Source organism: Fulvivirga sp. (assembly GCF_040220315.1).
Taxonomy (GTDB): Bacteria; Bacteroidota; Bacteroidia; order Cytophagales; family Cyclobacteriaceae; genus Fulvivirga.
This window is the reverse complement of record NZ_JAVJUY010000060.1, coordinates 1-10,887: the sequence shown is the minus strand read 5'-3', so window position 1 is coordinate 10,887 and position 10,887 is coordinate 1. Positions and strand designations below refer to the sequence as shown.

The following is a 10,887-nucleotide window of genomic DNA, read 5'->3' as shown; positions in this document are numbered from 1 at the left end:
GGCCTTTCTGTGGCTAATGTACCTCCAAATTTTCCGACCGGTGTTCTCAGTATGTCAACGATATAGGCAGTTTTCATGAATTTCTTTTATTTATTAACAAAACGGATTCTTTACATTTGCGCTGCAAATAAACCGAAAAATGTCAAGAGCACCTTGACATCAGATACTTCAAAGCTATGTTACAACGAATACAAACAATCTTTTTAATACTTGTGGTTCTATTCATGGGGTTATCGTTCCTCTTCCCATTATGGACTCTATATAATTTGGATGGAGAAATTACTCACCAATTATTTAACCTTAAGCTTAACACCATCTCTGAGCGGGATGGTTCAGTAACCGTTATTCAATACCCATATCTTTTTGTAGGTATTCTTGCGGGGATTACTATGATTGTAGCCATTTTGGAAATATCAAAATTCAAAAACAGATTATTGCAAATGAAGTTGGGAGCTTTAAATGCAATGCTAATGGCAGCTACTCTCGGAGTAGGCGTATATTTTGCTACAGATTTGATCAATTCTATTCCAGGGAATGGTGGAGCTTACGGCCCGGGCTTATTTTTACCCGGTGCAGCTATGATTTGCAATATCATCGCTAACCGATTTATCAGAAAGGACGAGCGATTGGTGCGTTCGGTGGATCGGATTAGGTAAGAATTTTGTATGAATCGAGATTTTCTCAGTGCCAAATTACAGGAGATAAAATCTCGATTTGAAAGCGGAAAACATCCAATAATTGCTCCTGTATGGGAAATTAAAATCCCAAACCTATTATCATCAAACTCAGATGATAAGTATAGATTTCAGCTTGTAAAAGAAATCCCTCTCAATTTTTTATTGAATAATCTACATGAATCTTATTTGAGTCTTTTTAATCAGAAAATTTTATTTAATTATCGACTAAAAGAGTACAAAGTTTGTAATATCCTCAGTAGATGGGATGAAGGCCTTCCTATTGATCCTCCGACATTAATTTGGAATGAGCATCTCGATAAAATCCAAATATCAAATGGAATTCATAGAGTTAATACAGCAATAATAATGGGAGCAAAAAAGCTTCCAGCTGTAATACCAAATAAGGATTATCTGAAAATTTATCCACTACTTTTAGAATCGTCAGGTCGAGATTATTTTAAATAAATTAACTACGTCTGTCATTTTGTCACCAAACCGGTATTGGAATAGTATTTGGAATTAGCCTTTCAGCTAATTGAAATTAATTAACACTTAAAAATATTGTAACAATGGCAGAGAAAGGTACTATTTCGATTCACACCGAGAACATTTTTCCGATCATTAAGAAATTCTTGTATTCAGATCATGAAATTTTCTTGAGAGAGTTGGTATCAAACGCAGTGGATGCTACCCAAAAGCTGAAAAGGCTATCATCATTGGGCGAGCTTAAAGAAGATATTGGTGATACAACCATAGAAATAAGCTTCGATAAAAAGAAAAAAACCATCACCATTAAAGACCGAGGAATCGGTATGACTGAGGAGGAGATTAAAAAGTACATTAATCAGATTGCCTTTAGTGGTGCCACAGAGTTTGTTGAGAAGTTTAAAGACAAAGAAGACATTCAGGACATCATTGGTAAGTTCGGTCTGGGGTTCTACTCAGCATTCATGGTGGCAAAAAAGGTAGAGTTAATCTCTAAATCATACCAGGAAGGAACTACCGCAGCAAAATGGGTATGTGACGGATCAACAGAATTCGAAATTTCTGATGCTGATAAAAAAGACAGAGGTACTACGGTAATCCTTCACATAGCAGATGACTCTGAAGAGTTTTTAGACGAGTGGAGAATTAAAGGGATTCTAGATAAATACTGCAAGTTTTTGCCAGTGCCAATCAAATTTGGTAAAACTACTGAAAGCGTTGAGGACGGTAAAGACAAAGACGGCAAGCCAAAATATAAGTCTGTTGAAAAAGACAGATATATCAATGAAACAGAGCCGCTATGGACAAAATCCCCATCTGAATTAAAAGATGAAGATTACTTAAAGTTCTACAAAGAGCTGTATCCAATGGCAGAGGACCCATTATTCTGGATTCACCTGAATGTAGATTACCCTTTTAACCTAACAGGTATTTTGTACTTCCCTAAAGTAAAGAATGACTTTGAAGTACAGAAAAATAAAATTCAGCTGTACTCTCGTCAGGTATTTATTACGGATGAAGTAAAAGACGTTGTTCCGGAATTCTTAATGTTATTGCATGGTGTAATTGACTCTCCGGATATTCCATTGAATGTATCAAGAAGTTACTTGCAGTCTGATAGTAATGTGAAGAAGATTAACAGTCACATCACTAAAAAGGTAGCGGATAAATTAGCTGAGCTTTTCAAAAACGATAGAAAGTCTTACGAAGAGAAGTGGGATGATATTGGCATTTTCGTGAAGTACGGAATGTTGAGCGAAGAGAAGTTCTATGAAAAAGCGAAGGACTTTGCTTTGTTCAAAAACGTTGATAACAAGTTCTTCACATTTGGTGAGTATGAGGATGCTGTAAAAGCGAATCAGACAGATAAAGACAAGAATAAGATTTACTTGTACACTACTGATGCAGGTAAGCAAGACACATACATCCAATCAGCTAAAAATAAATCGTATGATGTGTTATTAATGGACGGCCCCCTTGATAGCCATTATGTGAATTTCTTAGAGCAGAAGTTAGAGCAAACACAGTTGAAGCGTGTGGATGCTGAAACCATCGATAAAATCATCGATAAGGACGAGAAGATTGACAGCGTTTTAACGAAAGAACAGGAAGAAAAAGTAAAATCAATCTTCGAGGAGGCTATTAATAACACGAGCATGACAGTTTCAGTTGAATCACTTTCTCCAGATGAAATGCCTGTAACCATTACCATGTCTGAATTCATGCGAAGAATGAAGGATATGAGTAAAATGGGCGGAGGCGGATACGCCATGATGGGTAATATGCCGGACCAGTTTAATGTAACTGTAAATGGCAATCACCCGGTAGTTGATAAAATATTGAAAGCTAAAAAAGTAGAGAAAAAATCTCAACTAGCTAAACAAGCTTTCGATTTAGCGATGCTGTCGCAGAATATGTTAACAGGTAAAGACCTGACTAACTTTATCAAGCGCAGTGTAAGCCTAGCGGCTGAATAATTATAGATCCGGCATTGCCGGCACTCCCAGCAATGGGAGACATTCATCAAGTCACCGAATGGCGGAAGCTGTTCGGTGATTTTTTTGGTAGTCATGTCGCAACACAGTGAAGACATCTTTGCCATGAAGAAAGACAGCTACCTAAATTGGGGCAAAGATTTCTCCGTTTAACTGCGAAATGACTTAAAAATTGAGGATCCGTAATTTTTTTTTGAGATTCAATAGAAAGAACGGTACTCCAAGGTCATGTCGCAACGCAGTGGAGACATCTTTACCGCGTAGAAAGTCAGAAACCTAAATAGGGGCAAGGATTTCTCCGTTTCACTGCGAAATGACTACATGTTTATCTTCTGGAGATGTCAGGGTGAGGAGGCCATTCAGTAATTTCGTTATTCAAGAATTTCCAATCGGGGTTGAATCGATTAATCAGCTCTTCTTTTTTGTCTCTACTCCAATCTTTTTTTTCCTTTTCTCTTTCAATCGCGCCTGCAGGTGATGAATGTTTTTCGTAATAAATAAGCTGATAACAAAAATATCTGCCTGCAAATGTTTTGGAATTACCACGATTCAAATAATGTTCAATTATTCGATATTCAAGATTGTTAGTCATGCCTGTAAAAGCACATTTTTCTTTGGGTTAGTGGTGATATAGACGAAGTAGGAATTCAACCAGTTAAAAATAAATTATTAGCAGTCATGTCGCAACGTAGTGGAGACATCTTTGCCACAAAGAAAGATAGCTACCTAAATGGGGGCAAAGATTTCTCCGTTATCACTGCGAAATGACTTAAAATTTGAGGATCTGCAATCTTCTTTTGAGATTCAATAGAAAGAACAGCACCCCAAGGTCATGTCGTAACGTAGTGGAGACATCTTTGCCATGAAGAAAGACGGCTACCTAAATGGGGGAAAAGTGTTCTCCGTTTCACTGCGAAATGACTCTGAATATTAATTGTTCCATAATCGCCTATTGCCAAAAAAAATAAAAAAGGCCTTCTTTACGTTCTCTAATGTGCAAGTGAAAAAACTAGCTTACATATCGTTATTACTCATACTGCCACAACTTTCGTGGGCTCAGGGAGATATTGATCCCAACAGTACGGATGAACAATTCACCATATCGTCTCCTGTAACAATAGAATTAAAAGATGATGAGGAAGAAGAGGAGTTTGTTGAGATCAAGAAAAAGAAACGGAAGAAAAAGGTTTTTTATGGTATCAAGACCCGAAAGGGTTATACGCGAGAAGGGTATGGCAACCGAATAACGTATGAGCTTTTTTATATGCTCAAGGATCCGATAGAATTAGACCCTTATGTGCGGGATATTTATTGGTACGACTTTCGAAGAAAGGAAATACGCATAGGTGGCAAGGTAGATCAGAAATATGGAGCCGTGCTCCACGGACCATATAAAAAGGTGCGTAACGATCAGGTAATTGTGGAAGGTATATTCTTCAAAGGAATGAAACATGGTCGCTGGATAGAGTTGGATAAAGATGATCTACTTGTTGATAAAGAGAAGTACTACAAAGGCTGGCCCAAAGAATCTCTGGTAAGATATTACAGTCGTGAACAAGAGAAAATGAAAGAAATAATACCAGTGGAATATGGCGAAAAAGAAGGCAATTATTTTTACTTCTTTGAATCTGGAAAGGTCGGTGTTAAAGGCGAGTACCATTGGGATCATCCTGTTGGCGATTGGTATGAATACTACCCATCTGGCAGAAGAAAAAAAGTAATCCGCTATCCGAAAGACCCGTTTGAAGAAGACTTTAACCCATACATCTGGAAAGAGTGGGACCCCCAAGGCAGGTTGGTGTATGAGAGGAGGTAAACTAGCAGCTAGTTGCTGGCTGCTGGCCGCTGGTCGCTAGAAACTAGTAACCAGAAACTAGTAAAAAGCATCTTCAAAATGGATAATCTCAAACCTACCCTTACTTTTTACAATTGAAATAACATCAAAACGAATATCGCTTTGCCAGTTGGTGTCGTGGATATAGTGCTCGGCACCTTCTATGACTTTGGCGGATTTCTTTTCATCTACTGAAAGTTCAGGCTCACCAAATGACACATAGCTTTTAGCCTTTACTTCTATGAAAATGAGCAGGTTTTCATGTTTGCAAATGAGGTCTATTTCAGATCTTTTATATCGATAATTGCGCGCTACAATTTCATAGCCTTTTTGGCTGAGATACTCAGCAGCTTGCTCTTCACCCTGCTTGCCTAATTCGGCTTTTGTGTTCATAGAATTATCTACCTTTGAGGCAGTAAATTTAGCATGAACCACCACATCAACAAAAAAGTAAAATTTATAAACCTGGGTGAGATAGATTACCAAGAGGCTTGGGACTACCAGACAGAATTATTTGATGCAGTTGTTCAAAGAAAAATTGAAAACAGAAAAGTAGAAGTTGTCCAACAAAAAGTAACAGATAACTACCTAATTTTTTGCGAGCACCAGCATGTATATACCTTGGGTAAAAGTGGTTCGGAAGAGAATTTGTTGCTGGATGAAGCTGGTCTAAAGGAGAAGAATGCCACTTATTACAAGATCAACAGAGGCGGTGATATTACCTATCATGGCCCTGGTCAGTTAGTAGGCTATCCTATTTTAGACCTTGACAATTTCTTCACCGACATTCATAAATATTTGCGCTTATTAGAGGAGGCTGTTATTTTAACACTCAAAGATTATGGTATTAATTCAGGCCGTATAGAAGGGTTAACAGGTGTTTGGTTAGACCATGAAAAACAGGAAAACCCACGAAAAATTTGTGCACTCGGAGTAAAATCGAGCCGATGGGTAACCATGCACGGATTTGCATTTAACATTAATACTGACTTAGATTATTTTAAAAATATTATCCCCTGCGGGATTGATGACAAAGCCGTTACTTCCTTAGAGTTTGAGGTGGGGAAGCCAGTTGAAATGAAAGAAGTAGCCAAAAAGTTAACACATCATATTTCAGAGTTGTTTGAAATGGAGTTGATATGAAGAAAGACATTATTAAACCAGAAGTAAAAAACGTAACAGTGGCGGTAGCCAAAAAAGTGAATGAGGCGAATGTAGAAGAATGGTCTGTGTATTTAATCAATCAAAACGACCATGTTATTGAGAATACTTTAGTGACCTCTAAAGGCTATGGCGAGCAAGGCAATGAAATTCAAAAGACATCTACATTACGACATTTCCTTCAAACAGTTGATGCCAACAGTGCCGTATTGATTGAGCCCATTCAAAAAGAAGTGTTCCATTTGAATAATGAGTATTGGGTAAGCTATTATGTTGATTCAAAAATATTTGATAAAAAGTTCATTTTCTTACCTGACTCCATAAAAGATGAAAATTTGACCTACATTAAGGAGTTAGATACCAAAGGCATTTTACACTCGTGAACAAACAACTGAAAAATATTCTTTTTCTAGACATTGAAACAGTCAGCCAAACGTATGACTATGATTCAATGGATGAACGTCTCAAAAAACAATGGGCAAGAAAAGCCTCATTTTTGAAAAGAGAAGAAGGCGTTTCTGATGAAGAACTCTATCTGGAGAGAGCCGGTATTTTTGCCGAGTTTGGCCAAATTATAGTGATAGGTATGGCCTTTTTTCACCAAGAAGGGGACGAATTGCAATTGCGTACCAAAGCTCTAAAAAGTGATAACGAAAAAGAGTTGTTAGAAGAGTTCAAGTCCATCCTTTCTAAAATGAATTCCGATTTATTGCTCTGCGCCCATAATGGAAAGGAATTTGATGTCCCTTATTTGAGTAGACGTATGTTGGTCAATGGCATTGCTTTACCTGATGCACTCAATCTATCTGGCAAAAAACCTTGGGAAGTAAACCATTTGGACACTATGGATATGTGGAAGTTTGGTGATTGGAAACATTACACATCGCTGGATTTACTGGCCGGAATTTTCGGCATTGAATCCAGCAAATCTGATATGGACGGTTCTATGGTGAATGGGGTATATCACAAGGAAAATGGGTTAGATGAAATAGCTGATTACTGTATTCAGGATGTGATTGTTACCGCCCAGTTGTATGCGAAGCTGAGAAGTGTGGAACTTAATAATTTAGTAATTATTTAATCTTCCAAATCAATCAACTTCATTAAATAAACTATCTTTAAGAGTATTATGAGGTATTTAGTCATTATAGAGCAATCAGACAATGGATTTAGTGCTCATGTGCCAGATCTACCAGGGTGCATTTCTGTGGGTAATACCAGAGAAGAAGTTGAAAATACGATTCAGGAGGCAATTCTATTTCACATTGAAGGACTTGTGGAAGATGGAGAAGAAATTCCCACACCCAAGAGCGAAGGGGTAACTCTCTTAGTGCCAAAAGTTGCATGAAGGTAAAGCAACTTATCAAAAAACTTAAAGAAGATGGCTGGTATTTGGTAGCCCAAAAGGGAAGCCATAAGCAATATAAACATCCAAAGAAGAAAGGGAGAGTCACTGTTCCAGACCACGGTAAAAATATTGATCTTGCTAGGGGCACGGAAAATAGTATTCTGAAGCAAGCAGGTCTCAAGTAAATATTTATGAGCAAAAAAAGAAAAAAACAGAAAGCAGGGAAGTCAGAAAACATCAAGGAGAAGCTTTCTCAAAAAATCGTCAACCTGCTCAATTCAAATTCACACAACGCCTATAGCGTAAGTCAGATTACCAAAAAACTTGGGTTTAAAAGAAACGACTACAACAGGGAAATTCCCTATGTAGTTAAACAACTTGAACGAGACAGTAAAATTCAAGCCCTTTCTAACGGAAGTTATAAGAGTAATAGGGAAACCGAATTTATTGAAGGTAAGGTAGATCATGTAAATCCACGGTTTGCTTATGTAATTCCTACCGATGGTAGTGATGACATCTATGTTTCGGATCGTGACCTCAAGTTTGCCATGGATGGCGATAAGGTACGCGTTGCCTTGAAAGACAAGAAGCACGGTAAACATGCAGAAGGCATGGTTTTAGAGATACTAGAGAGAGGTAAAGATGAGATTGTTGGTAGAATTGAATTCTCACCACGGTTTGCTTTTGTGATAGCCGATAATAGAAAAATTCATCAGGATGTATTTGTAAACCTGAATGAAACCATGCGGGCTGCGCATAACGATAAGGTGATTGTTAAGATAAAGCAGTGGCCATCGCATGATAAAAGTCCGGAAGGTGAGGTAATAAGAATACTTGGTAAGGCAGGAGAAAATAATGCGGAGATACACTCCATTATGGCGGAATTTGATTTGCCTTTTGAGTTTCCAAAGCATGTAGAGGCAGAAGCAGAATCGATCAGTGAGGTACTACCTAAAGAAGAAATAGCTAAAAGAAAAGACTTCAGAGATGTAACTACTTTTACTATTGACCCGGAAGATGCCAAGGACTTTGATGATGCTCTTTCATACAGAAAGTTAGATAATGGGAATATCGAAGTTGGGGTACACATTGCCGATGTTACCTATTATGTTCTGCCAAATACACAGTTAGAAAAAGAGGCGTATGATCGGGCAACATCGGTGTATTTGGTGGATAGAACCATACCAATGCTTCCTGAGAAGCTATCGAATGGTTTATGTTCATTGAGGCCAAACGAAGACAAATTCACTTTTGCAGCCGTTTTTGAATTGGATGAAGAAGCCAAAATCGTGAACGAGTGGTTTGGCAGAACGGTCATTCATTCGGATAGACGATTCGCCTATGAAGAAGCACAGCAAGGCATTGAAACAGGTGAAGGCGACTTTGGAACTGAATTACAACACCTGAATGCATTAGCTAAAAAGTTAAAGGCTAAGAAATTTGCTGCTGGTGCCGTAAACTTTGAAACTACCGAAGTTAAATTTAAGTTGGACGAAAAAGGGAAGCCATTAGGTGTAATTCCAAAGGTTAGGCAAGATGCCCATAAGCTCATTGAAGAGTTTATGTTGCTGGCCAACCGGCAAGTAGCCAGGTTTGTCTATGGTAAAAAGAAAGGGGAAGAAAAACTCACTTTTGTTTACAGAACCCATGATTTTCCTGATCCAGAAAAGATAGAAACCTTTGCCACGTTTGCCAGAAGGTTTGGGCATGAGCTAAAAACGGAAGGCAGTGCAGTTTCAAAATCTTTAAATAGCTTAATGACTGCCATTGAAGGTAAGCCAGAAGAAAATGTACTTCAGCAATTGGCGATTCGTTCCATGGCTAAAGCAAAATACACCACCGAGGCCATGGGTCATTTTGGATTGGCATTCGATCATTATTCTCATTTTACTTCGCCTATCAGAAGGTATCCGGATATGATGGTGCACAGATTATTACAGCACTACCTTGATGGAGGTAAATCTGCTAAGAAAGAAGATTACGAAGAGAAATGTGTACACTCATCAGAACGCGAGAAACGAGCTGCAGAAGCTGAGAGAGCATCCATCAAATATAAACAGGTGGAATATATGTCTCTGGTAGAAGAGAAAGTGTTTGACGGCCTAATATCTGGTGTAACCGAGTGGGGAATTTTTATCGAAATTGTAGCTACCAAATGCGAAGGCATGGTGCGCATGGTCGATCTCAAGGATGATTATTACGAGTTTGATGAGAAAAACTATCGCGTAATTGGTCGAAAAAACAAGAAAATGTATTCGCTGGGTGATAAAGTAACAGTCGCGATTAAAAATACGGACATCGACCGCAGAACAATTGATCTGGAGTTCGTTGATGAAAAGGATAAATTCTTTTACGAATAAGAAAAATAGATGCAACACACTATAGCGCGTTTCCACGCTATGCTGGAACAAAAGTTTGAAGGCCACCAATATGGTGAGCACCCTAAAGAACTTTACGAGCCGATAAATTATATCATGAGTCTGGGCGGTAAAAGGTTACGACCAATACTGGTGATGCTCGGTTATAGCCTCTTCAAAGATGACGCTGAGACCATTATTGATCAGGCTATGGCTGTCGAGGTTTTCCACAACTTTACTCTTATGCACGATGATATCATGGACGAAGCTCCAATACGAAGAGGCAAGGCAACGGTTCATGAAAAATGGAACCACAATACGGCAATTCTTTCTGGTGATGTGATGTTGGTGAAAGCCTATGAATTGCTACTAGGCACACCGAAAAAACAATTGAAGCCGGTTCTGCACTTATTCAACAAAACAGCATGTGAGGTGTGTGAAGGGCAGCAACTGGACATGGAGTTCGAGACCAGGAAAAAAGTGACAGAAGAGGAATACCTCGAAATGATTCGTCTGAAAACTGCTGTTTTACTTGGTATGAGTTTAGAATTCGGAGCCATCCTTGCTGAAGCGAGCAAAGAAGATGTTAAGGCATTACGAGTCTTTGGCGAGAACATTGGAGTGGGTTTTCAACTGAAAGATGATTTATTAGATGTATATGCCGATAAAGAAAAATTTGGCAAACAGGTGGGCGGTGACATTCTTTCTAATAAGAAGACTTACTTGCTTATCAATGCAATTGAAAAGTCAAAAGGGAAGCAAAAAACTGAGTTAAATAAATGGCTAAATGCGGAGATGTTTAAGCCAGAAGAAAAGGTGGCAGCGGTTACCGGCATTTACAATGATCTTGGAATTAAAGAGCTAACCGAGACGAAGATGAATCACTATTTTGAAACGGCCTTTAGTCAATTAAAAAAGGTTAATTGTTCACTGCCACAACGAGCGAAATTGAAGGAGTTTGCTGAGGCGTTAATTGACAGACAGAAGTAAAGAGCCATTCAGGAAAAATAGACCTTAATTAATTAAAAAA

The 10,887-nt window shown here is 38.4% G+C and carries 13 protein-coding genes; 11 read left to right on the top strand and 2 right to left on the bottom strand.

What is annotated here, in order from left to right; translation table 11 throughout:
- The first annotated feature begins 176 nt into the window (after nt 1-176).
- The 3 genes from RLO81_RS02775 (at nt 177) to htpG (ending at nt 3,139) form a co-directional block, all read left to right on the top strand.
- Nucleotides 177-656 (top strand): DUF4293 domain-containing protein, encoded by a 480-nt coding sequence (locus RLO81_RS02775; protein ID WP_350106902.1) that lies wholly within the window; start codon nt 177-179, stop codon nt 654-656.
- A 9-nt stretch (nt 657-665) separates the two neighbouring features.
- Entirely contained in the window at nt 666-1,142 is a 477-nt protein-coding gene (locus RLO81_RS02770) for a hypothetical protein (protein WP_350106900.1), read from the top strand.
- Nucleotides 1,143-1,246: 104 nt separating this feature from the next.
- Nucleotides 1,247-3,139, top strand: coding sequence for a molecular chaperone HtpG (htpG, locus tag RLO81_RS02765; RefSeq protein ID WP_350106897.1), 1,893 nt, complete (start codon nt 1,247-1,249; stop codon nt 3,137-3,139).
- A 343-nt stretch (nt 3,140-3,482) separates the two neighbouring features.
- Here the strand turns inward: htpG and RLO81_RS02760 are convergent, their stop codons facing one another.
- A complete protein-coding gene (locus RLO81_RS02760; RefSeq protein WP_350106895.1) occupies nt 3,483-3,749 on the bottom strand; it encodes a GIY-YIG nuclease family protein in 267 nt (88 codons plus the stop codon).
- A gap of 360 nt (nt 3,750-4,109) precedes the next feature.
- On the opposite strand from RLO81_RS02760, the gene RLO81_RS02755 reads away from it, so the two are divergent.
- A complete protein-coding gene (locus RLO81_RS02755; RefSeq protein WP_350106892.1) occupies nt 4,110-4,973 on the top strand; it encodes a toxin-antitoxin system YwqK family antitoxin in 864 nt (287 codons plus the stop codon).
- A 57-nt stretch (nt 4,974-5,030) separates the two neighbouring features.
- On the opposite strand, the gene RLO81_RS02750 is transcribed toward RLO81_RS02755, so the two are convergent.
- A complete protein-coding gene (locus RLO81_RS02750) occupies nt 5,031-5,384 on the bottom strand; it encodes a YraN family protein (protein ID WP_350106889.1) in 354 nt (117 codons plus the stop codon).
- A gap of 33 nt (nt 5,385-5,417) precedes the next feature.
- Here RLO81_RS02750 and lipB point away from each other — a divergent pair, with 33 nt between their 5' ends.
- The 7 genes from lipB to RLO81_RS02715 are packed head-to-tail and all read left to right on the top strand — an operon-like array spanning nt 5,418 to nt 10,847.
- The gene (lipB, locus tag RLO81_RS02745) at nt 5,418-6,134 is read left to right on the top strand and encodes a lipoyl(octanoyl) transferase LipB (RefSeq protein ID WP_350106886.1); all 717 of its coding nucleotides are present in this window, start codon (nt 5,418-5,420) and stop codon (nt 6,132-6,134) included.
- Complete coding sequence (locus tag RLO81_RS02740; protein WP_350106883.1) at nt 6,131-6,535, top strand: hypothetical protein; 405 nt, start codon at nt 6,131-6,133, stop codon at nt 6,533-6,535. The genes lipB and RLO81_RS02740 overlap by 4 nt, the downstream gene beginning before the upstream one ends.
- Nucleotides 6,532-7,233, top strand: coding sequence for a 3'-5' exonuclease (locus RLO81_RS02735; protein ID WP_350106880.1), 702 nt, complete (start codon nt 6,532-6,534; stop codon nt 7,231-7,233). Before RLO81_RS02740 ends, RLO81_RS02735 begins: the two co-directional genes overlap by 4 nt.
- A 48-nt stretch (nt 7,234-7,281) precedes the next feature.
- On the top strand, nt 7,282-7,500 hold the full coding sequence (locus tag RLO81_RS02730) for a type II toxin-antitoxin system HicB family antitoxin (RefSeq protein ID WP_350106878.1): 219 nt from the start codon (nt 7,282-7,284) through the stop codon (nt 7,498-7,500).
- Nucleotides 7,497-7,685 carry a type II toxin-antitoxin system HicA family toxin gene (locus RLO81_RS02725; protein ID WP_350106876.1) on the top strand — a complete coding sequence of 63 codons (189 nt, stop codon included), beginning with the start codon at nt 7,497-7,499 and terminating at the stop codon, nt 7,683-7,685. The genes RLO81_RS02730 and RLO81_RS02725 overlap by 4 nt, the downstream gene beginning before the upstream one ends.
- A 6-nt stretch (nt 7,686-7,691) precedes the next feature.
- Entirely contained in the window at nt 7,692-9,860 is a 2,169-nt protein-coding gene (gene rnr, locus RLO81_RS02720; RefSeq protein WP_350106873.1) for a ribonuclease R, read from the top strand.
- A 9-nt stretch (nt 9,861-9,869) separates the two neighbouring features.
- The gene (locus tag RLO81_RS02715) at nt 9,870-10,847 is read left to right on the top strand and encodes a polyprenyl synthetase family protein (RefSeq protein ID WP_350106870.1); all 978 of its coding nucleotides are present in this window, start codon (nt 9,870-9,872) and stop codon (nt 10,845-10,847) included.
- Nucleotides 10,848-10,887: the final 40 nt, after the last annotated feature.

Excerpts from the sequence above, each read along its gene's own strand:
- RLO81_RS02775 (WP_350106902.1), top strand. The coding sequence starts at position 177 with ATGTTACAACGAATACAAACAATCTTTTTAATACTTGTGGTTCTATTC.
- RLO81_RS02770 (WP_350106900.1), top strand. The coding sequence starts at position 666 with ATGAATCGAGATTTTCTCAGTGCCAAATTACAGGAGATAAAATCTCGA.
- htpG (WP_350106897.1), top strand. The coding sequence starts at position 1,247 with ATGGCAGAGAAAGGTACTATTTCGATTCACACCGAGAACATTTTTCCG.
- RLO81_RS02760 (WP_350106895.1), bottom strand. The coding sequence starts at position 3,749 with ATGACTAACAATCTTGAATATCGAATAATTGAACATTATTTGAATCGT.
- RLO81_RS02750 (WP_350106889.1), bottom strand. The coding sequence starts at position 5,384 with ATGAACACAAAAGCCGAATTAGGCAAGCAGGGTGAAGAGCAAGCTGCT.
- lipB (WP_350106886.1), top strand. The coding sequence starts at position 5,418 with ATGAACCACCACATCAACAAAAAAGTAAAATTTATAAACCTGGGTGAG.
- RLO81_RS02740 (WP_350106883.1), top strand. The coding sequence starts at position 6,131 with ATGAAGAAAGACATTATTAAACCAGAAGTAAAAAACGTAACAGTGGCG.
- RLO81_RS02730 (WP_350106878.1), top strand. The coding sequence starts at position 7,282 with ATGAGGTATTTAGTCATTATAGAGCAATCAGACAATGGATTTAGTGCT.
- RLO81_RS02725 (WP_350106876.1), top strand. The coding sequence starts at position 7,497 with ATGAAGGTAAAGCAACTTATCAAAAAACTTAAAGAAGATGGCTGGTAT.
- rnr (WP_350106873.1), top strand. The coding sequence starts at position 7,692 with ATGAGCAAAAAAAGAAAAAAACAGAAAGCAGGGAAGTCAGAAAACATC.
- RLO81_RS02715 (WP_350106870.1), top strand. The coding sequence starts at position 9,870 with ATGCAACACACTATAGCGCGTTTCCACGCTATGCTGGAACAAAAGTTT.